The organism is Glycomyces paridis (assembly GCF_004912155.1).
GTDB classification, from domain to species: Bacteria; Actinomycetota; Actinomycetes; order Mycobacteriales; family Micromonosporaceae; genus Glycomyces; species Glycomyces paridis.
On record NZ_STGX01000017.1, the window covers coordinates 98995 to 122103 of the forward strand.

8 protein-coding genes are annotated in these 23109 nt (G+C 72.5%); all 8 read right to left on the reverse strand.

Annotated elements, in window-relative coordinates; all coding sequences use genetic code 11:
- Positions 1–93: 93 nt before the first annotated feature.
- Positions 94–582: a DUF6790 family protein gene (locus E9998_RS20665; protein WP_136531586.1), complete on the reverse strand. Its 489-nt coding sequence runs from the start codon at positions 580–582 to the stop codon at positions 94–96.
- The gene (locus E9998_RS20670) at positions 583–1941 is read right to left on the reverse strand and encodes an MFS transporter (RefSeq protein ID WP_136531587.1); all 1359 of its coding nucleotides are present in this window, start codon (positions 1939–1941) and stop codon (positions 583–585) included.
- On the reverse strand, positions 1929–2684 hold the full coding sequence (locus E9998_RS20675) for a thioesterase II family protein (protein WP_204745573.1): 756 nt from the start codon (positions 2682–2684) through the stop codon (positions 1929–1931). The genes E9998_RS20670 and E9998_RS20675 overlap by 13 nt, the downstream gene beginning before the upstream one ends.
- Entirely contained in the window at positions 2681–3667 is a 987-nt protein-coding gene (locus E9998_RS25535; RefSeq protein ID WP_158299909.1) for a hypothetical protein, read from the reverse strand. The genes E9998_RS20675 and E9998_RS25535 overlap by 4 nt, the downstream gene beginning before the upstream one ends.
- 17 nt (positions 3668–3684) lie before the next feature.
- The gene (locus tag E9998_RS20690) at positions 3685–5016 is read right to left on the reverse strand and encodes an aspartate aminotransferase family protein (RefSeq protein WP_136531588.1); all 1332 of its coding nucleotides are present in this window, start codon (positions 5014–5016) and stop codon (positions 3685–3687) included.
- Positions 5017–5217: 201 nt separating this feature from the next.
- On the reverse strand, positions 5218–5457 hold the full coding sequence (locus E9998_RS20695) for an acyl carrier protein (protein WP_136531589.1): 240 nt from the start codon (positions 5455–5457) through the stop codon (positions 5218–5220).
- Positions 5458–5469: 12 nt separating this feature from the next.
- Positions 5470–7311 (reverse strand): polyketide synthase, encoded by a 1842-nt coding sequence (locus E9998_RS20700; protein ID WP_158299910.1) that lies wholly within the window; start codon positions 7309–7311, stop codon positions 5470–5472.
- Complete coding sequence (locus E9998_RS20705; protein ID WP_136531591.1) at positions 7308–23057, reverse strand: non-ribosomal peptide synthetase/type I polyketide synthase; 15750 nt, start codon at positions 23055–23057, stop codon at positions 7308–7310. Before E9998_RS20705 ends, E9998_RS20700 begins: the two co-directional genes overlap by 4 nt.
- Positions 23058–23109: the final 52 nt, after the last annotated feature.

A 23109-nucleotide genomic window follows, 5' to 3' on the forward strand; every position in this document is an offset into this window, starting at 1 on the left:
GGGTCGTTCATGTGATTGACGCTACGGCCCGCCTGCCGCCCGGTCGTCCGCTCGCGGAGCGAAACCGGCGCGGCGGGCGGTACCGGGGTACTACTACTGGAGGGCCCAGATCCCGGGGATCTGGAGGGACATCCAGGTGAGCACGAGGTGGTAGACGACGTCGAGGACGATGTTGCTCGTTTCGACCCAATCGGTCTTCCCGTCCTCTTTACGCTTGCGCATGATCTCCTGCGTGTGCGTCCACAGTCCGCTGAGGCCGTAGATGTAGAGCGTCACGAGGGTGCCCACCCAGAAGTTGCCCTGGAACCAGATGGACAGGACGCCCATGACGCCCAGACCCACCTGCGCGAACCCGTATTTGACCTGGAAGGGGCTGGTGGCCCAGCCGAGCTGGTCGGCCGTCTTCTTCGGATAGAGCACGTTCATGATGAAACCGCCCACCGCGATGATCCCATGCGAGACGGCGAACTGGTGGAGCAGGAACACCTTCATCGTCTCGGCCGAATCAGCCGAGAACCCTTGTATCGCAAGCTGGACGACGGCCGTGACCACGCCGATGCCGATGATGGCGAGAATCCACATCTAGACTTTCTCCTTGGTTCGCAGTGTTTGTCGTACGAGTTGTTCTTCGATCGTTCTGATGCTCTTCACGCGGGGGATGAGCAGCGCCGTGCCGACCAGGAGCGCGCCGACGAGGACGAGCAGCAGCCCGATGCCCCGCGAGGGGCCGGTGCCGAAGACCGGGCCCAGGCTCGCGGCGAGGGCGCCGTCCGACACCAGCAGCGGGTTGAACAGGCCGTCGGCGAGCGGGCCCGACACGGCGTAGGCGCCGATGTAGCCGAGCTGGGAGATCAGGCCCATGAGCCCCCAGACCTTCCCCTGCGTCTCGTTGGGGATCGAGGCGCGCGCGAGCACTTCGACGCTGGTGTTCAGCGGCGGCAGCGTCATGAAGAAGAGGAAGGCGAAGGCGCCGATGAGGAGCACGTTCACCGCGACGCCCATCGCGGCGACGGTGACGCCCGCGGCGGCGAGCGCCACGGCGATGTACGTCAGGTGGCGCGAGCCCATGTTGAACACGCCGATGGCGAGGCTCGCCACGACCATGCCCACGGCCGCCACCGAGCGCACGGCGCCGAGCACCTCCTCGCTCGACAGGTCGATGACCATGGGGGTCAACAGGGTCTGGAGGAATCCCATGCAGAAGGTCACGAGCGTGACCAGCAGCATGAGGACGGTGATGCCGCGGTGGGCGGCCAGGAAGGACACGCCGGAGCGGAAGTCCTCCCAGAAGCCCGTCGGCGCCGTCCTCCGCGGGGACTTCACCGTGCGCCACACCAGGGCCATGCAGGCCACCGTGACCGCCATCGTCGCGATGTCGACCATGAGCACGAGCCGGATGCCGAACCAGCCCATGAGGACCCCGGCGATCGCCGGGGAGACGAGGTACTGGGCCGCGGAGGTGAACTGCACGAGTCCGCCCGCCCTCGCGTACTGCTCGGGCGTCAGCAGGTCGCTCACGGTGGCGCGGTAGGCCGGGTCCATGACCGAGGTGAAGAGCGAGCCGAACGCGACGCACGCGCAGATGACCGCGACGCTGCCGATGCCGTTGTGCAGCAGCACCAGCAGCGCGACGAGTCCGACGGCCGAGAGGCCGTCGCCGAGGATCATGAGCAGGCGGCGGTCGAACCGGTCGGCGAGGACGCCCCCGAGCGGGGCGAGCAGCACCCCCGGCAGGAACGCCGCCATCGTCACCAGTGCGACCGCCGTGCTCTGACCCGTCTCGCGGTAGACGTGGACGCCGAGGCCGAACGCCGTGAGCCCGTTGCCGATCCGGGCGGTCAGCTGCGCCGCCCAGATGAGCATGAACGCGCGCAGGCCCTTGGCGACCTCCGCGTCGGTCCAGTCCTCCGGGCGGCGCTCGGCCGGCGTCACCGTTGCCATGCGGCGACGCGCTCCAGGTCGTTGAGGATGCGGTCGAGGCGCTCGGTGTCGTGGAGCACGAACATGTGCTCCTGGTCCCCGAGCACGTGGGTGCGGACCGGTTCGGTGAAGTAGGCCTGCCACTCGGCCGCCGAGCCCTCGGGCGTCTGCGGGTCGCGCCCGCCCAGGACGAGGTGCGCCCTGACGTCGAGCTTCGCGGGCGGCAGCCGCTTCGCGTCCTCCAGCACCTGGTAGTCGGCGCGGAAGGCCGGCAGGAACAGCTCGATGAGCGAGCGGTCGCCCGCGACCTCGGCCGGGATGGCGCCGAAGGCGAGCAGGTGCGCGAGCAGCTCGTCCTCGGGGAGCTGGGCCCGCCCGCCGATCTCCAGGCGCTCGGGGGCGCGGGCCGCCGAGAGCACGAGGTCGGCGGGGAGCCGCCGCGCGAACGAGGGACGCGCGGCCATCGCCTGGAGAACGTGGTACGCCACGACGCCGCCCATGCTGTGTCCGAAGAGGACCGCGTCGGGTCGCAGCACGTCCCTCAGGGCCGTGAGGTAGCGCTCGACGAGCGCGGCCAGGTACCGGTACGGCGGCTCGGTGGAGGGGCCGTGCCCGGGCGGGTTGACCGTCCACACGTCCCAGTCGCCGCCGAGGCCGCGCACGAGGCCGTTGAAGGAGGCCCCGAAACCGCCCAGGAACGGGAACATGACGATCTGGCGGCCGGTCTCGGAGGGCCGGAGGTTCCACAGGATCGGGGTGCTCACGCGGCCTCCGTCCGCCCGGCGGCGGCGAGCTCGGGGGGCTCGACGCCCTCGGGGGTCTCGCGGCTGCGGTCGCCCGCCCCGGGGAACACCGCTCCCTTGCGGACGGTGTACTCGCGTTCGAGGTAGTCGGGGAACGCGAACGGCTCGTCGAGAACCCCGCCGGGGGCCTGTCGCTTGAGGACGAGGACGAGGACCACCGTCAGGATCGCGAAGACGGTCATCTGCACGAGCTGGGTGGGGATGGCGAACAGGTAGAGCTTCATGGCGCTGCCGGAGGCCGAGGCCCAGAACGGCAGCAGGAAGAACAGCACGTTGCCCTTCATGCGGCTGAGCAGGAAGCTCATGCCGACGCACAGGACGCTGAGCTGCGTGACGTACAGCGGCCAGGCGATGGCGAGGTCGAAGGACGCGAACACGTTGCCGGGCGCGACGAACACGCCGATGCCCAGGGCGGTTAGGACGCCGGACTTGACGTGCGAACCCGTGACGCGGTGCATGAGCGGCAGGAAGAACCCGAACCAGCCGATGGCGATGGCCACCATGCCGACTTCCATGTAGAACAGTTCGAGGAAGGTCAGGACCATCTCGACGGGCGTCTCGGTCTCGGCGGGCACTTCGATGCCGAGCAGGATGCACAGGTAGCGGATCGCGAAGATGTACCCGAACATGAGCGCGAGCAGGATCGGGATCCAGACGAGGTCCTTCCTGCGCGGCACCAGGGATCGGCCGAAGTTCGCGAGGCCGCGCAGGCCGTCGTACATGCACAGGACGACGACGGCGGCGATGAGGGGACTGTGGAGGATCACCACCACGATCGGGTTGCGCAGGTGCAGTTCGCCGAGGGTCGCGACGGCGAAGTCGTAGGCCGCCAGGTAGAAGATCGTCAGGCCCCACACGGAGCCGATCGTCAGGGAGAGGTAGAGGTAGAGGTACTTCGCGTACGGCTTCAGGGGCCGTTTCGCGGCGGGGGTGGTCTCGGACACGGAAGGGTGCTCCTTTTTCAGAAGATCTCGGCGATGGACCGCTCGGCCTCGCCGAGCGCCTTGCGGGCGTGGACCTGGAAGTACTCCAGGTCCAGGTCGGACAGCTGCGCGTTGGGGTAGATGCGGGAGATGCTGGAGATGAGCACGCCGTGGCGCTGGAGCGCGGTGGCGACGATGATGTCCTTGCTCATGAGGTCGAAGTCGTACTGGCCGGGGTGCTCCAGCGGGGTGTCGGTGCAGTGGAACGAGGCGACGCCGGGCGGGCCCTGGACGATGAGCGGGAGGCCGGCGGCGGCGGCCTCGGCGACGAGGATCGACTGGAGCTCGGCGGCGCGGCGGTGCATCGCGTGGAGCACGGCCTCGTCGTCGCGCGAGAGGATCTCGAAGGTGGCCTTGACTGCGGCGCTGCCGAGGGGGTAGCCGTTGTACGTCCCGGCGTGCACGACCTTCTTGCTCTCCAGGAGCGCCATGATCTCCCGCTTGCCGACGAGGGCCGAGACGGGCACGCCGCCGCCGCCGATCGCCTTGCCGAAGGTCGTCAGGTCGGGGGTGACGCCGAGGCGCTTCTGCGCGCCGCCGACGCCCATGCGCACGCCGGTGATCATCTCGTCGAAGATGAGGACGGTCCCGTACTCGGTGCACAGCTCGCGCAGCCGCTCCAGGTACCCGGGGGCCGCCTCGATGGAGCCGCCGTTGACGCACACGGGCTCGGTGACGGCGCACGCGAGCGTCTCGCCGTGCTCGCGGAAGAAGTCCTCCAGGCGCTCGACGTCGTTCCACGGCAGCATGTACGACTGGTCGGCCATGACGTTCGCGGCGCGGCCCGCGGTGCCCTTGTAGTCGCCGCGGAAGTCGACCGGGACGGGGTGGCGCCGGTCGGTGACGCGTCCGCCCATGATGTTGTCGGCGTTGCCGTGGTAGTGGTTCTCGAAGCGCAGGAAGCGGTTGCGCTTGGTGTGGGCGCGCGCCAGCCGCAGGGCGGTCTGGAGGATCTCGGTGCCGGAGAGTCCGAAGCGGATCATCTCGGCGGAGGGGATGTGCGCGTTCATGAGTTCGAGCGGGTCGGCGTCGAAGTCGCAGTGGCTGACGCACAGCACCCGGCCCATCGCCTCCTGGAGCGCGTCGAGGTACTCCTCGTGCGCGTGGCCGAGGATCATGGCGCCGAAGCGGGCGTACAGGTCGAGGTACTCGTTGCCGTCCATGTCGGTCAGGCGGCTGCCCTTGCCGTCGACGAAGTGGAGCGGGACCTCCTCCCACGGCATGTTGAAGTTGTAGTGCACGCCTCCGGGGAGGACGCGCTTGAGCCTCTCGTGGTAGCGGAGGTTCGCGGTCTGCGCTGTGAGCGTCACGGTGGTCCTTAAAGTCGCGGGGGAGGGGCGGGCGGTGTTCAGGGCCTGTCCTGTGAATCAGGCCGGTCGCTATCCGGCCCGTTCGCCCGCTCGCTTCGTTGTCGGCCCTGCCGATACAACCCCGGTATCGGCAGGGCCTTCCGCCTTGCGAGCGAACGAACGGACTCGGATATCGCCGCCCCCTGATTCACAGGACAGGCCCTAGTCGAAGGCTTCGGCGAGGTAGCCGGAGATGTCCTCGATGGTCTTGAACTCGAAGAGCGCCACGGGGTTGATGTCCATGTCGAGCTCCTTGCGGAGCCGGTTGACGATCTTGAGGGCCTGCACCGAGGAGACGCCCAGGCGCATGAAGCTCGCCTGCTCGTCGATCTCGCCGGGGGCCGTCCCGATCTCGTCGGCGATGAGCTTGGTGAGCACGGCCTTGATCTGCTCTTCGTCCATATGGGTGTCCTTTCAGAACGTCAGCCAGTGCGGCTGCGGTGCGAACGGGTAGCGGGGGAGGGTGAGCACGGTGCCGGTGCCGTCGGGGAAGAACCGTCCCCAGTCGACGAGGCAGCCGCGCATGAACAGCTCGGCGGCGATCTCGGTCTCCGAGAGCCGGGAGTCGAGGACCGAGGTCTCGGCGTCGAAGGCGGTGCCGTCGTCCACTGCGACCGCGAGTTCGGTGCGCCCCGGTTCGGCGTCGGAGGTGCGCACGCGGCCGGCGAACACCTCCTGGAAGAACGCCTCGCGGGCGAGCGTGGCCTCGTTGGGGCGCAGCAGGAGCCGCCGGACGGTCCGCTCGCGCGCGGTGGTGCGCAGCACGGTGAGGGCGCCGGTGGCCCGGTCGAGGCGGGCGGTGGCGCGCCAGGCGTGCGAGGGCCGGAACCGCGCGAGCGTCATCGCGAGGTTGTACGGGTCGACGCCGCCCGCGGCCGTGTACCGCTCCAGGTCGGCGATCATGCGCCGCAGCGCCTCCGGGTCGGCCGCGGACAGGCACAGGAGCGGTTCGGCCAGGGGCGTCCCGGTCCGCTCGGGCGGGCCCTCCTCGACGACGACGTGGACGTTGGTGCCGCCCAGGCCGAGCGAGGTGATGGCGCCGACGCGCGGCCGCCCGTCCTCGCGCGGCCACGGCCGGGTCTCGGTGACCACCTCGAAGGGCGTGGACTCCAGGTCCAAAAGCGGGTTGAGGGTTTTCAGGTGCAGGTTCGGGGCCATCGCGCCGTTGCGGATGCTCAAGAGCAGCTTGGCGAGTCCGGCGCCGCCCGCGGCGGCGAGGAGGTGCCCGATGTTCGACTTCACGGAGCCGATGCCGATGGTCCGGTCCCCGAAGTCGGCCTTGCGGTAGACCTTCCCGAGCGCGTTCAGTTCGATCGGGTCGCCGATCCTGGTGCCGGTCCCGTGGGTCTCGATGTACCCGACCCTGGTGTGGTCGACGCCGGTCGCGTAGCAGTCGCGGACGACGTCGGCCTGGCCCCTGGGGTTGGGCGCCATGATGTTCAGCGACGAGCCGTCGTTGTTGACCGCGTGGCCGAGCAGTCGCGCGTAGATCCGGCGGTTGCGGCGTAGCGCCACGTCCTCGCGTTCGAGGACGCAGACCACGGCGCCCTCGCCGATGAGCGTGCCGTCGGCCTCCTCGTCGAACACGCGCGTGTAGGGGTGCGCGGTGGTGATGCCGCCGCAGTCGCACAGCATGGTGCTGTAGGGGGCGCTGAGCATGTTGACGCCCGCGACGACGGCGCCGAGGCAGCCTTGGCCTCGGATCGACTCGACGGCCTGGGAGAGCCCGGTCAGGAACGAGGAGCACGCGGTGTCGACGGCCATGACCGGCCCGGTGAGGTTGTACTGGTGGGAGATCCGCGCGGCCAGGGCGCTGTTGATGCTGTTCATGATGGTCCGGGGGTGCGTGGCCGCGATGCCCTGCTCCTCCATGTACCGGCACACCAGCGGGTAGTACGAGTTCGTGCAGATCGCGGTGAACACCGAGTAGCGCCGGTCGGCGGTCTTCCCGGCCTCCAGCAGTCCCGCGTCGCACACGGCGTCGTAGGCGACCTCCATCGTCTTGCGGTGCTGCGGGTCCATGAACCGCGCCTCGTCGTCCTCGATGCCGAAGAACGCCGCGTCGAACTCGTCGATGCCGTCGATCTCGCCGATCACGTCGCTCCACTGGGGAGCGCCGACGAGGCGGCGCCGCTCCTCGCTGACGGTGTCGGTGCGGTCGACGCCCTCGGCGAGGAGGCGCCAGAACTCGCCCTGGTCGGCCGCCCCGGGCAGGCGCAGGGCCAGGCCCGTGACGACGATGGGGACCTCGCTCATGCGCCCGCCCCCGCCGTGGCGACCCATTCGAGGTGCAGCGACGCGTCGTCGTGCCACACGTTGAGGTGCGCCGACGCGATCGCCGGACCGTCCTCGCCCGCCTCCGCCATGTCGGCGTCGTCGATGCGGCCTTGGAAGTTCACCAGCACCAGGTCCAGCGGTCCCCGGTACGCCTCGGCCAGCTCCCGCAGGGGCGCTTGGACGTCGCCGGTGAGGGCGTGCAGGTGGTGGACGCCGCGGGCCTGGACTTCGGCGAGGCGCGCCGAGACGGCGGGCTGGTCGCCCTCGCCGCGCAGGAGCACCGGGACCACGTCGAGGAACTCGCCGACGCAGTCGGCGTAGTCCTCGCCCCGCCAGCGGCGGCAGTCGGACACGAGCCCGATCGCCACGTTCCGTTCGCCCGTCAGGGCCGAGAGCCGCCCGTGCACCTCCCGCAGGGCCGCCTCCAGCGGATTGGCACCGTCGAGCGGAACGCTCACGCGCCGTTCGAGATCCGAGTCCCCGAGCGCGGCGACCTGTGCCCGGCTCGCGGCCGTCCAGGTTTCCAGACCGTCCATGAGGGATTCCGTCTCGGCGCCGGCGACCGCGTCGAGGAAGTCGCTGTAGCGCTTCGCCTCGCCGAGGTCCTCGCCGCGCGCCAGGCGCGGCAGCTCAGAGCGGAGCACGTCCGCGCTGAAGCCGTCGAAGACCCCGTGGTGGAACGCCCACACCAGGCGCAGCGACTCGTCGCCCTCGCGGACGAGGACGCAGCGCCACAGCAGGCCCTCGGTGAACGGCGCCGCCCCCAGCTCCCGGGCGACGGAGGCGGTGAACTCGGCGGCCTGGGCCGCGTCGAGGCGCCGCACGTCCTGCACCGGGACCAGGCCCGGCAGCAGCCCGAACGCCTCGGTGCCGATGACGGCGAAGTCGTCGCCGTCCATGCGGGCCCGCAGCGCCTCGTGCCGGACGGCGAGCGCCGCCAGGGCCTCCTGCGCGTCGGCGGGGTCGACGCCGGTGAGCGTGTGCATGAACGCGCCGGACTCGGCGCCCGTGGCGCGGTGGAGCCGGGCCGCCGCGCCGATGTCGAAGCGGTAGGCGGCGGCCTCGGAGGCGAACGCGGCGGCGGCCCTGCGGGCGTCCTCCACGGCCCACTCGACCCTGCGCCGCAACTGCCCCGGCGCCAGCGTCCGCGCCTCGCGGACCGTCGGCGCCTCGGCGGCCGGACGCAGCGCCGCCGAGAGCCGCGCGGCCGTCGGGTGGCGGTACACGTCACCGACCTCGAGGTCCACACCGGACTCGCGTAGGCCCCTGACCACCGCGATCGCCTGGAGCGACTGGGCCCCGGCCATGAAGAAGTCGTCCGTCGCCGCCAGGTCCGGCGCGCCGAGCACCTCCCGGAACGCCGCCAGGACCGCCGCGTCGGCGCCCTCGGGCGCCGCCGGGACCGGCGCGGCCACCGGCTCCGGCGCCGCGTCCACCTCCGCCGCCAGCAGCTTCCTGTCGACCTTGCCGTGCGAGGTCAGCGGCAGCGCAGTCTTGCGGACCAGCCGCTGCGGCACCATGTACCGCGGCAGCTTCGCCGCCAGGAACTCCCGCAGGCCCGCCTCGCCGGGCGCCGACTCCCCGGTGTAGAACGCCGTCAGCCGACTGTCGTTGCGGTCCTTGGTGTGCACCACCACCGCCTCCGTCACCCCGGGGCAGTCCTGGAGCACCAGCTCGATCTCGGACAGCTCGATCCGGTAGCCCGCGTGCTTCACCTGCTGGTCGATCCGGTCGATGTAGACGATCCGGCCCGCGCCGTCGAGCACCACCCGGTCCCCGGTGCGGTACAGCCGCTCCCCGATCGAACCGACCGCGCCCGTGAACTTCTCCGCCGACAGCTCAGGGCGCCGGTGGTAGCCGATCGCCAGGCTCGGCCCGGCCACGCACAGCTCCCCGGGCACGCCGCGCGGCACGTCCGTCCCGTCCGGGTGCACGATGTACAGCCCCCGGTTGCGGGCCGGGACGCCGATCGGCATCCGCGGCAGGTCCGGCACCTCGTCCACCCGGAAGTACGTGGTGCACACCGACGCCTCGGTGGGCCCGTACAGGTTGTACAGCCCGCCCGGGCCGAGCACCTCGAACGCGAGCCGCGCCGCCCACGGCTGCATGGCCTCCCCGCCGACGTACAGCGCCGACATGCCCGCGATCGCCTCCGGCTGCTCCGCCATGAGCAGGTGGAACACCGCAGTGATGAGGATGCCCTTGTCGATCCGCTCGTCCCGCAGGAACCCCGCGAGGAGCTTCACGTCCATGTTGAGGTCGTGCCCGCCCATCACCAGCGTCGCACCCGCCAGCAGCGCGCTGTACAGGTCCAGCAGCGACGGGTCGAACGTGTAGCCCGTCAAGTGCAGGACGCGCTCGCCCGGACCGTAGTCCGTGTACCCGTTGTCGGCGCACGTGCTCAAGATGCCGCCGTGCGTCACCAGCGTGCCCTTCGGGCGACCCGTCGTCCCCGACGTGTAGATCATCACCAGCGGGCTCGCGGCCGTGATCGACTCCGGCGCCCGGTACGGACCGTTCAGCCGCTCCGGCCGGTGCGCCGCGACCCCCTCGGGCCACTCGTGCACCCGGAGATCGCTGCACAGCACCGCCTTCGCGCCGCTGTCCTCAATGGTCCCCGCGATCCTCTCCGTCGGCGTCTGCGCGTCCAGCGGGATCTCCACCGCACCGCACTTCATGAGCGCCAGCCGCGAGAACACCTGCCAGGGACCGCGTTCGAGCAGGCACAGGACGAAGTCGCCCTCGCCGACCCCGGCGGCCTGGAGCCCGCCCGCGAGATCGTCGGTGATCCGGTCGACCTCCGCGTAACTCCACTCCGAACGGTCCCAACGCAACGCAGGGAGCCCCGCGTGGGCCGCGAACGAGGCCTGAACTCGCTCCAGCAGCGAGGCGTCGATCGCCGGACCGGCCGCCGTCAGCGCCGCCCGGCGGCTCCGGTGCTCCGCCTCCGACTCCAGCCGCAGGTCCGCCACGATCCCCTCAGGATCGGCCGCCATCGACTTCAGCAGCTCGTCGAGCTGCGAGGCCATGCGCGCCACCGTGGACCGGTCGAACAGCTCCGTCCGGTACTCCACGTCCACCGTGAAGTCCCCGGCCCGCTCCGCGACGCTGAACGACAGCGCGTAACGGCTCTTCAACCGCCCCGGCGGCAGCGCGTCCAGGCGCACCCCGTCCAGCGACAGCTCCTCCGTCCCGGTGTTCACGTAGTTGAACAGGACGTCGAACAGCGGATGCACGTCCCCGCCCGGATGCAGGTCCAAAGCGGACAGCACCGCCTCGAACGGGGCGTTCTGGTGGCCCAGCACCGCCAGCGCCGCCTCCCTCGCGCCGCCGACCGCCTCGCGGACGGTCCGCCGCGCGTCGTCGGCGACCCGCAGCGGCAGCGTGTTCGCGAACATCCCGACCGTGCGCTCCGTGCCCGGGAGCGTGCGCCCGGAGACGGCCGTGCCGAGCACGAACTCGCGCTGGCCGCTGTAGAGGCCCAGGAGCCTGGTCAGCGCGGCCAGGAACACCATGTACGGCGTTGCGCCGCAGTGCTTCGCGAGGTCGGTGAGTGCGGCCCGGTCGACGGTGCAGGTGAGGGCGTGCCGGTCGCCGTCGAACGTGGCCGGTTCGGCGGGGGTGCGGTCGGCGGGCAGTTCCAGGCGCGGGGCGCCGTCGCCGAGGAGGTCGGCGAAGAACGCGACGTCCGCCTGGAAATCCCCGGCGGCCTCGGCCGCCGCGAGGGTCCGCGCGTACTCGGTGTACGCGAGGCCCGGTTCGCCCTGGGCGTCGCCGCGGAGGGCGGCGGCGAGGTCGTCGGCGAGGACGCCGAGGGACTGCTGGTCGCCGATGATGTGGTGCATGTCGACCAGGAGATGACGGATCTCGCCGTCCACGGCCAGGGCCTCGACCCGCATGAGCGGGGCGGTCGCGAGGTCGAAGGGCCGCGGTTCGGCGGTGAGCCTGGCGTCGGCCTCGGCCTCGGTGGCGTCCACGACCTGGAGGAGGTCGGGGGCCTCGGCCGCGATCCTCTGGACGAGGGCGCCGCCTTCGAGGTGGAAGGAGGCGCGCAGCTGCTCGTGCCGCTCGGCGAGTCCCTTCAGGACCGCGCGGAGCCGTTCGGGGTCGAGCGCGCCGCGGACCCGGTAGGCGATGGCGAGGTTGTAGGCGGTGGTGTCGCCTTGGAGCGCGCAGACGGCGTACATGCGCCGCTGGGCGGGCGAGGCCGGCGCCGAGGCGTCGGTGCCGACGGCGTTCGGGATCGCCTTGGCGGCGAGCAGGTCGCCGATCGCGGCGAACCGCGGGTCGGCGAAGACCTCGGCCACCGAGAGCCGCAGTCCGGTGCGGCGCTCGACGAGCGCGCACAGGTGCACGGCGGTCAGGGAGTCACCGCCGGAGCGGAGGAAGTCGTCCTCCGCGGCGGGGTCGCCGCCGAGGACTTCGGTCCACGCCTCGCGCAGCGCCTCCGCGGCGCCCGCGGCGACCGGTGCGGCCGGCTCGTGTGCGCGGCCGAGGTCGCTCCACTTGATGTCGGCGACGAAGGGCCGCGGCTCGAAGTCGTAGCCCGGCAGCGGGACACGCGCGCCTTCGGAGCAGAACAGGGTCCGCTCGACCTCGCCGCCGCGCACCCAGCGGGAGGCGAGGAGGCGCCGCAGGACGCGGGCGTCCACCGGTCCGTCCATGATCGACGGATTGCCGGTCACGGTGCCGCCCTTCGGTCCCGACCCCGCGCCGAGCGCGCGCACGGCTTCGGCGGCGCCGAGTTCGCCGCGCGTGAACGCGAGCGCGGTCCGCAGTACCAGGTCCGATCCGGCGGGGGCGTGGAGGTGCTCGGGCCCGGTGAGGCGCAGGAGCGCGGCGGCGAGCGTGAACCGGGCGATCCGGGCCGCGCCCGGGTTCGGCGCGGTCCCTTCGAAGACGGCCGTGCGGAGCGCGTCGCGCAGGCCCGCGTCGAAGCGGCCCAGTTCCCGCTCGACGGCATCGCGGAGGGCCGCGCCCGCGGCGGTGCCGTCCCGCAGGAGCCCGCCCGCGAGGGTGAAGGCCGCGTCGTCGGAGGCGTCGACCGCCAGCGGCGCGTCCTGCGGTTCGATCCACTCCACCGGTCGCCCGGCGGCGGCGAACGCGACGGCGCGCGAGTCGAACACCGCGCGTCCCTTGGCGAGCGTGAACGACACGTCCGCAAGGGACGGACCGTCGACCATGGCGCTCTCCAGCGCTTCACGGCTCCGCCGCCGCGAGCGCTCGGTGCGGGCCGAGACGGGCAGGCAGTGCTCGCCTTCGACCGTTGCAGCGGTCGCGCGCGGCGGTGCGGCTTCGAGGACCACGTGCGCGTTCGTCCCGCCGATCCCGAAGGAGCTCACCGCGGCCATGCGCAGCGCGCCGGGCCCGGCGGTGATCCGCGCGGAGGGCACGAAGAGGGCGCCGGACTGGTCGACGGCCTGGTTCATGGAGCGGAAGTTCGCCATCGGCGGGATCTCGCCGCGGTGCAGGACGCCCACGGCGCCGATGAACCCGGCCACGCCCGCGGCCGCGTCGAGGTGCCCGATGTTGCCCTTGACGGCGCCGAGCGCGCACGGGCCGCCGCCGCCGTAGACCGAGGCGAGCGCCTCGTACTCGATCGGGTCGCCCAGCGCCGTCCCGGTGCCGTGCGTCTCGATGTAGCCGACGTCGTCGGGGCTCGCACCGGCGTCGGCGAGGGCGGCCCGGATGACCTCCTTCTGGCCCTGGACGCTCGGGGCGGTGTACCCGACCTTGCGGCGCCCGTCGTTGTTCGCGGCGGTCCCGGCGATGACGGCGTACACGTGGTCGCCGTCGGCGAGCGCCCGGTCCAGCGGCTTGAGGACCACGACGCCGCAGCCCTGGCCCGCGACCGTGCCGTCGGCGTCGGAGGAGAACGGGCGGCACACGCCGTCGCGGCTGAAGATCATGCCCTCCTGCCAGCGGTAGCCCTCGCGCCTGGGGAAGTTGAGGGCCACGCCGCCGGCGATCGCCAGGTCCGACTCGCCCTCGCGGAGGCTCCGCACGGCCTGGTGGATCGCCACCAGCGACGTGGAGCAGGCGGTCTGGACGTTGACGGCCGGGCCGGTGAGCCCGAGCTTGTAGGCGATGCGGGTGGCGAGGAAGTCCTTCTCGTTGAGCGTCATCGCCTCGAACGCGCCGACCGGGTCGTCCTTGCGGTCGAGGAATCCGGCCGTCCACGGGAAGTTCGTGCCGGAGCCGACGAACACGCCGATGTCGCCCGTGTCGGGGCCGGGCGTGTACCCGGCGTCTTCGAGGGCGTGCCAGGCGGTCTCGTGGAGCAGGCGCGCCTGCGGGTCCATCGCCGCGGCGTCCCTTTCGGAGTACTCGAAGAAGTCGGCGTCGAAGGTGTCGGCGGCGACGTAGCCGCGCGCGCCCACGTACCTCGGGTCGTCGGCCTCCTCGGGCGCGATGCCCGCGTCCAGCAGCTCCTCGCGGGTGAAGCGGGCGATGCTGACCGTGCCGCGGGCCCGGTTGTCCCAGTGCTCGGCCACGCCTTCGGCGCCCGGGAGCACCCCGGCCATGCCGATCACGGCGATGCGCCGCTCGGCCTTGTCCTCCGCGCCCCAGATCCCGGCGAGGTCGGCCATCGAGACCGGCTCGTCCTGTGCCGCTTCGAGGTTCCGGCCCGCTTCGAGGTTCGGCGACTCGCCGAGCGACTCGGCCAGGCCCAGCGGGGTCGGGTTCTCGAACAGGCGCACCAGCGGCACGTCCGTCCCGAGCGCCTCTTCGAGGCGGTTGGCGACGAGCATGAGCTTGTAGGAGTTGCCGCCCACGTCGAAGAAGTTGTCGCCCGCGCCCACGGCCCTGCCGAGCACGGCGGCCCATGCGGCCAGGACCACGTCGAGCACGGTTGAAGGAGCAGCGGAAGGAGCGGCCGAAGGCACACTCGAAGGGGACTCGGCAGGTGCCGCCGGACGCTTGAGCGCCTTCCGGTCGACCTTGTTGTTCGGCAGCTTCGGCATCGCGTCGAGCAGGTGCAGCGCGTCGGGGCGCATGTAGTCCGGCAGCGCCGCCGCGACGGCCTCGCGGATCGCCGGCGCGGGGTCCTGCGACGAAGCGGCCGTGTAGTAGAGCACCAGGTCGCCGTCCTCGACGGCGGCCACCGCGTAGGACACGCCGGGGGCGCGCATCGCGGTCTTCTCGACCTCGCCGAGCTCGATCCGGTTGCCGTGGACCTTCACCTGGTGGTCGAGCCGTCCCCTGAGGACGAACTCGCCGTTCGGCAGCCGCACCCCCACGTCCCTGGTGCGGTACACCGAGACCCCCGGCAGGGCCGCGATCGCGGTGAACGCCCGCCGCTGCTCCTCCGGGTTGTTCGTGTAGCCCACCGCCAGACCCTCCCCGGCGATGCAAAGCTCGCCGGGCACGCCGTCGGGCTGGACCATGCCGTGCGGGGAGACCACGAGGACCGAGGTCCCCGAGACCGGGGAGCCGATCGTGACCGCGTCGCCGGAGCCGAACTCCTTCACCGTCGCCGTCACCGTGGTCTCGGTGGGGCCGTACATGTTGAACACGCGGGCGGTCGTCTCCTCCTGGAGCAGCGCCAGCAGGCTCTCGGGGAAGTGCTCGCCGCCGCACACCACCAGGCGCAGGCGGTGCAGCTGCGCCCGGAAGCGGCGGTTGCCGCACAGCGCCGTCATCTTCGAGACCGGCGTCTGGATGTGGGTGACGCCGTGGTCGGCGATGCGGGCCGCGATCGCCGTCGCGTCCTTCCGGTCGTCCTCGGGGCACATGTGCACGCCCGCACCGGAGGCGAGCGGGATGAGGCTCTCGAAGGCGAAGATGTCGAAGGTCGGGTCGGCGAGGCCGATGATGACGTCCCCGGGCCCGAACAGGCCCCGCTCGCGGTGGTCGCGCAGCAGGTTCGCCACGCCGCGGTGCTTGACCGCGATGCCCTTCGGATTCCCGGTCGAACCCGAGGTGTACACGAAGTAGATCGGGTCGTCCGGGCCCACTTCCGGCCCCGTGAACTCCACAGGGGACTCGTTCTGGCACGTGTCGATGTCGACGACCGTCGCGATCCGCGACGTGGCCGCCAAACCCGCAGGGGCGAACCCGAAGCGCGGGCGCACGTCGGCGAGGATGCGCTCGTGGCGCTCGGCCGGGTGCGCCGGGTCCAGCGGCACGTACGCGCCGCCCGCCTTGAGGATCGCCAGTTGCGCGATGAGCAGGTTGACGTTGCGGGCCGCGAACAGCGCGACCGGCTCGCCCGCCTCCAGGCCGTCCTCCAAGAGCCGCGCGGCCTGCACGTTCGCCAGGCCGTCGAGCTGCGCGTAGCTGTAGCGGGTGCCGTCGCCGTCGATGACCGCGGTCGCCTCCGGGGAGGACGAGGCGACCGCGGCGATCATCTCGTGGACGGGCGTGAACGCCTCCGCGACCGGGCGCGGCGCGAACGCCCGGAGCACCGCGGCCGCGTGGAGCGGCACGGTCCCCACCGGCGTCGAGTCGTCGGCGCACGCGCGCCGCAGCAGCTCGTCGTAGTGCCCGGCGAGGCGCTCGACGGTGGCCCGGTCGTACAGGTCGGCCGCGAAGTCGATGTGGAGCGCCAGCTCCCCGGCCGACTCGGTGCACGTCGCCACCAGGTCCATGCCGACCGCGTGCGGGCGCAGGTCCAGCTGGCGCGCCCCCACGCCGTCGATCGCGACCTCGTGGCGCTCCATGTTGTGGTAGTCGAACGAGACGTCGAACAGCGGGTGCCGCCCGAGCGTCCGCGGCCGCCCCAGGCCCTCCACGAGCCGGTCGAACGGCACGTCCTGACGCGCCAGTCCCTCCAGGACGGAGGCGCGAACGCCGTCGAGGTACGTTCCGAACCCCTCCGTCGCGTTCGGCCGCAGCCGGATCGGCATCATGTTGACGAACATGCCGACCATCTCGCGGGTCTCGCTCGCGGTGCGCCCGGTGACCGGCGCGCCGATCACGAGGTCCTCGCAGTCGCCGTAGCGGGCGAACAGCGCGCCCCAGGCCGCGAGCATGACCATGAACGGCGTCGCGCCGTGCGCCTCGGCGAGGGCCTTCACCGCCGCGGCCCGGTCCGGTCCGAAGTAGAGCTCCACCCGGTCGGCCTCGGGCGCCCGCGAACCGCGCTCGCGGTCGGGCGCGAGGAGGTCCTGCGACGGGGCGTCGGCGAACTCGGCGAGGAGCGCGGCCTCGGCCGCGGCCGTGTCCTGCGCGTGCATGACGAAGTCCGTGTACTGCAACGGGAGCGCCCGGAGCGCCTTTCCGGCGTACAGGAGGCTGAAGTCGCGGCTGAGGACCTCCGCGGAGGTCGCGTCGGCGATGATGTGGTGCACGTCGAACAGCAGCAGGCTCTCCCCGGCGCCGCCGTCCACGACCGCCATCCGGAACAGCGGTCCGCGTTCGAGGTCGAAGGGCCGCACGAAGTCCGCCAGGAGCGACTCCGCCCTCTCGCCCTCGCCGACCTCGCCCCGCGAGAACGCCACCGGCGGCTCGCCGAAGTCCGCGGCGTCGAGCACCCGCTGCCGGACCTCGCCGTCGCGCAGGGCGAACACCGTGCGCAGCGGCTCGTGCCGCTCCACGAGGAGCCGGAGCGCGTCGCGGACGCGTTCGGGGTCGAGCGTGCCGCGCAGCAGCGTCGCCGAGGGCATGTTGTACACCAGGCCCTCCGGCGCGAGCTTCGCCGCGAGGTACATGCGGGTCTGGGCCGCGCTGAGCGGGTAGTCCTCCAGCGCCGGCGCCTTCGCGATGCCCGCCGCAGGGCCCTCGTCCCGGAACCGGGCCGCGAGCGCGGCGGGCGTGGGGGACGCGAAGATCTCGGCCACGGTCACCTCGATGCCCGCCTCGCGGCGCAGGCGCGCCGCCAGACCCGTGGCCTTGAGGGAGTCCCCGCCGAGCGCGAAGAAGTCGTCGCCGGCGGCCACCTCCCGGTGGCCGAGCACGTGCCGGAAGGCGTCGACGACGCCTTCGAGCGCGCCGGTCGGACCGGCGGTCCGCGCCTCGGTCGCCTTCGGGGCCGCCGGCGACGCCTCGGCGAGACCGTCCTGGGGGTGGGGCGTCTCGTCGAAGACATAGCCGGGCAGCGAGATCCGGCGGCCGCGGTCGTGGCGGCGCCAGTCGATCGCGAGCCCGGCGCTCCAGAGCCCGCCGAGCGCGCCGAGCAGGTGCGCCTCGTCGGCGGCCGGGTCCATCGCGTGACGCAGCGCGTTGACGAACACGTGCTCGTCGCCGCGCTGCGGGTCGTGGGAGGCGAAGGTGGTGAGGCTGCGCCCGGGGCCCAGCTCGATCCCGAACAGCGGCCCGTCCGACAAGAGGGTCCGCAGGCTCTCGGTGAAGCGCACGGGCTCGGTGACGTGATCGGCCCAGTAGGCCGGGTCGGTCATCTCGCCGGGCCGCACGAGGCGCCCGGTCCCGTTGCCGACGATGGGGATCGACGGGTCCTGCGCCGGGACGCCCGCGAGCGCCGCGGCGAAGGCCTCGGCGGCCCCGGCCATCATCGGGGTGTGGAAGGCGTGCGAGGTGTGGAGCCGGACGCCTTGGACGCCTTCGGCTTCGAGGCGGTCCACGACGGCGCCGAAGGCGCCCTCGGCCATGCCGAGCACGCACCGCTCGGCCGAGTTGTCGAGCGAGACCCACACGTCGGGCAAGCCCTCGATCGCGCGCCGGACACGCTCGACGGGCGCGGTGGCGGCGAGCATGACGCCGGGGGCTTGGGCCTGCATGAGGCGGCCGCGCTCGCGCACGAGGCGCGCGGCGTCCTCCAGGCGCCACACGCCCGCGAGGGCGGCGGCGGTGAGCTCCCCGATACTGTGTCCGATGAGGACGTCGGGGACCACGCCGAAGGACTCCAGGACCTTCGCCGTGGCGTACTGGGCGCTGAAGAGCGCGAACTGGGACCACTCGGTGCGGTGCACGCGCCCGTCGTCCTCGGACAGGACGGCGCGGAACTCGGCGGCCTCCGCGGGCGGCAGGTACCCGACGAGCTCGTCGCTCCAGCGCCGGTAGACCTCCCCGGCGGCGCTGTCGCTCTCATAGAGCCCCATGCCCATCCGGTGGTGCTGGTTGCCCTGGCCGGAGAACAGCAGGGCGGTCCGGCCGCCTGCGGCGGCGCGGGCGACCGGGGCGGCGGCGAGCCGCGCCGCCCACGCGTCGCGGTCCTCGCCGCCGGAAACGGCGATGGCGGTGCGGTAGGGGAGCGCGGCGCGCCCCGACCGCAGCGTCAAAGCGGCGTCGCTGAGGGACGCGTCGGCGTCGCCCGCGAGGTCACGAACGACGCGTTCGGCAGTGCGCCGCAGCGCCTCCGGGCTCGCGGCGGCGAACTGGAGCAGCTCGTGCGGGTTGTCGCGGGTCGCCTCCCTCGCGGGGGCCTCCTCGACGATCATGTGGACGTTGGTGCCGCCCACGCCGAAGGAGTTGACGCCCGCCCGCAGTCGTTCGCCGCGCCACGGCCTTCCCTCCGCCGAGACCGCGAACGGGGTCGCGTCGAAGTCGGCGGCCGGGTTCGGGACGGCGTAGTTGCGAGTCCCCGGCAGGTACCGGTGGCGCAGGGACAGCGCGACCTTGCTCAGGCCCACGGCTCCGGCCGCGGAGTCGGTGTGGCCGACGTTCCCCTTGACCGACCCCAGTGCGATCGCGCCGTTCTCGTGCGCCGCGAAGACCCGTGAGAGCGAGGCGACCTCGATCGGGTCGCCCAGGAGCGTCCCGGTGCCGTGCGCCTCCACATAGGAGACCGTCGCGGGGTCGACGCCGGAGGCGTCGTAGGCGGCGCGGATCGTCTCGTACTGGCCGTCCTCGCTCGGGGCGGTGAAGGAGGGCTTCGCGCCGCCGTCGTTGCCCACGGCCGAGCCCTTGACGACCGCGTACACCGGGTCGCCGTCGCGCAGCGCCGCTTCGACGGGTTTGAGCACGAGCAGCGCCGCGCCGTTGGCGAACACGGTGCCCGCGGCCTCGGCGTCGAAGGGGCGGCAGTGGCCGTCCGGCGAGAGCATCATGCCGTCGACGTACCGGTAGCCGCCCGAGTTCGGCAGCTCCAGCGTCACGCCGCCCGCGACGGCCATGTCGCACTCGCCCGCGCGGAGCGACTGCACGGCCTGGTGCACGGTGAGCAGCGACGTCGAGCAGCCCGAGAGGGACGACATGGACGGTCCCTTGAGGTCGAAGTGGTACGACAGGCGCGTCGACAGGAAGTGGTTGGTGGCGAGGGTGAAGTTCTGGTAGGCGTCCCCGAACCCCTCAGCGCCCGTCAACGCCCGCTCGTACCAGGCGAAGTCGTCGTTCCCGCCCGCGAACACGCCGATGCGGCCCGGCAGCGAGCGCGGGTCGTACCCGGCGTCCTCGCAGGCCTGCCAGAAGCACTTGTACAGCAGCCGCAGCTGCGGCGAGGTCGCGTCGACCTCGGCCGGGGCGATCCCGAAGAGCGCGTCGTCGAAGACGTCGACGCCCTCGACGCGGCCCTTGGCCTTGACGTAGGCCGGGTCGCGCAGGTCGGACTCGGGGACGCCGAGGGCGCGCAGCGCCGCGTCGTCGTAGAACGTGATCGACTCGTCGCCGCGCCGCAGGTTCTCCCAGAACGCCCGCGCGTCGCCCGCCCCGGGCACCTGGAGCCCGATGCCGATGATCGCCACGTCCCCGTCCCGGCGCGCGTGCGAGCGCGTCGCGGTCTCCTGCGGCGCGTCCTCGCCGAGCAGGCGCGCCTGCGCCGCGACGCTGTGGTGCTTGAGCAGTTCGGTGATCCGGATCTCGCGCCCGAACTCCTCACGCAGCTCCAGTTGCAGCGTCATGAGGCTGAGCGAGTTGCCGCCCTGCGCGAAGAACGAGGCCTCGGCGTCGACCTCGGCGGTGCCGAGGACGCGCCGCCACAGCCCGGCGACGCGTTCCTGGACCGGCGAGGCCGCCGCGACCGGCGCCGCCGCGACGCGCGCGGGCAGCAGTGCCTTGAGCGCCCGGCGGTCGAGCTTGCCCGCCGCCGAGGTCGGCAGCCCTTCGAGCCGCACGAGCGCCGAGGGCACCAGGTGCGGCATGAGGTGCCGCGAGAGCGCCTCCCTCACCTGCGCGGGCTCGGCCGCGCCGGTGTAGCAGCCCGCCAGGCGGACCGGCACGGCCGAGTCGTCGACGAGGACGGCGGCCTCGACCACGCCCTCGACGCGAAGGAGCGCCTGCTCGATCTCGCCGAGCTCCATGCGGACCCCGCCCACTTTGACCTGCCGGTCGATGCGGCGGATGAACGCGAAGCGCCCGTCGGCGCGCAGGTGCCCGAGGTCGCCGGTGCGGTACATGCGCCGCATGTGGTCGGGGTCGGCCTCGGGGTCGTAGTAGGGGTTCTCGACGAAGTGCGCGGCGTTGAGCTCGTCGCGGTTGAGGTAGCCCACGGCCACCCCGGCGCCCGCCACGCACACCTCGCCGGGCAGGTCCACGCCGCAGCGCCCGCCCTCGCAGTCGAGGACGAGGACGCGGTAGTCGTTGAGCGGCTTGCCGATCGGGGCGATCGGCCCGGTGTCCTCGGCGGTCACGGTGCCGTGGGTCGCCCACATCGTGGCCTCGGTGGGGCCGTAGACGTTCTCCAGCGTGCACCCGGGCGAGAGGGCGAAGAACCGCTCCACGACGTCCCCGGTCAGGGCCTCGCCGCCGCTGAAGACGTACCGCAGCGAGGAGAGGTCGGCCCAGTGGTCGTTGGCGCGGGCGGCGTCGAGGACGACGCGGAGCATCGTGGGGGAGAAGTTGACGTGGGTGACGCGGCGCTCGCGGACGGCGCCGAGGACCGACAGGGCGTCGCCCTCGTGGCCGACCGGCAGGATCGCGAGGCGGCCCTGGCCGAAGAGCCAGCCGTAGACCTCGGTGCCGAAGATGTCGAAGGTGAACGCGGTCTTGAGCAGGTAGACGTCGTCCTCGCGCAGCGGGAAGCGCCGTTCGAGGTCCATGGCGGTGTTCTGGACGTTGGCGTGGGTGACCACGACGCCCTTGGGCACGCCGGTGGAGCCGGAGGTGTACTCGATGTACAGGACGTCGCCGGGGCCGCGCTCGACCTCGGCGGGTCGCTCGTGCACCTCGCGTTCGCTCTGGAGCGCGGCGAGGTCCTCCCATTCGTCGATGTTCAGGCGCGCGACCCCTGCGGGGAGCGCGAGGTCGGCGGTGCCGACGGTGAGGACGGCGGCGGCCGAGGCGTCGTCGAGGATCTGCGCGACGCGCTCGGCGGGCATGTCGGGGGAAAGCGGGACGTAGGCGCTGCCGGCGAGCGCGGTCCCGAAGACCCCGGCGAGCAGGTGCGCGCCGCGCGGCAGCAGGACCGCGACGGGCCCGCCGCGGCGCCCGATCGCTTCGATGACCTTGCGCTGCACGAGGACCGAGGCGTCGTGCGCCCACGCGTTCGTGTAGTCGCGGGTGCCTTCGGACCAGGCGGTGCGGGCGGGGTCGGCGGCGGTCTTCGCCAGGAACAGGTCGCCGAGGTGCGCGGGCTCCCAGTCGAAGTAGTGGGTGCGGTCGAGGGCGGCGATGAGGCGCTCGGACTCGGGTTCGAGGAGCGGGCGCAGCGAGGCGACCGGCGCGTCGAGGGAGCCGGGGACGCGTTCGAGCAGCGCCAGGTAGCGGCGGGCGAAGCGCTCGGCCTTGTCGGCCGAGAGCGCCGACTCCTTGTACTGGAGCACGATCGCGGCCTCGTCGCCGACGCGTTCGACCAGGACGGTGAGCTTGCCGGGGAACTCGACTCGGTCGGCGCGGACCGTGCCGAGCACGCCCGCGGGGTAAGCCGGGTACGAGTCGTGGATGAAGGTGACGTCGTAGACGCGGCCCAGCGACGGGTACTCGCCGAGGACGTTCGCGATGGAGTGGCTCAGGTGCTTCCAGGAGCCGACGACCTCGGCGCTCAGGCGTTCGAGCATCTCGCGGACGCTCTGGCGCGGCGCGGCGTCGACGTGCACCGGGAGGGTCTTGATGAAGCACCCGACGCTCTGCTCCATCTCGATGCCGGGCCGGTCGGCGAACGGGGTGGCGACGGAGGCCTGCTCGGTCCCGGCGTACTGGGCCACGAGGAGCCCGAACGCGGCGAGGAACAGCGTGTACTCCGAGACCTCGGCCTCTCTCGCGGTGGCGCCCAACGCGCTTCGCAGTTCGGCGTCCAGCGGCAGGCGGATCTCGCGGCCGACCTCGTCGCCGGTGCCGGCGTCGAGCCAGTGCGCGAGGTCGGGGGCCTCCTGGCGGGCGAGGTTCTCCCGCCAGTACTCGCGCAGCCGCTCGGCCTTCGCGGCGGGGAGCGCGGCGGCCTGCTTCTCCTGGTACGCCAGGAAACCGGTGTCGGGCGCGACCTCCTCGGCGGCGGTGCCGCGGGCGAGGGAGACGAGGCGCTCGGCGAGGAGGCTCACCGAGAGGCCGTCGGCGATGAGGTGGTGGCAGACGAGGACGAGGCGGTCCTCGTCGCCGAGCGCGCAGTGGACGACGCGCAGGAGGGGCGCCTGCGCGAGGTCGAAGGGCGCGCGGGTCGCCTCGGCGGCGATCGCGTCGGCCTCGGACTCCCTGCCGCGCAGGTCGTGGGAGGCGAACGGGGGCGCCACCGACTCGGCGACGACGTACGCGACCCCGTTGCGGCCGTTCCTGACGGCGCTGCGCAGCGCGGGCTGCTCGGCCGCGACCGTCCGCACGGCGCGTTCGAGGCGCTCGGCGGGGACCGGTTCGATCCGCAGGTGGAGCGCCACGTGGTACTCGGACGCGTCCCGCAGTTGGCTGTCGAAGTACATGCCCTGCTGGGACGGGGACATGGGCACGGCCGATTCGGTCATGGTTCCGCTGTTCCTTCCCGCAGTCCGTTGAGGACGGAGACTGCGCGGGGGT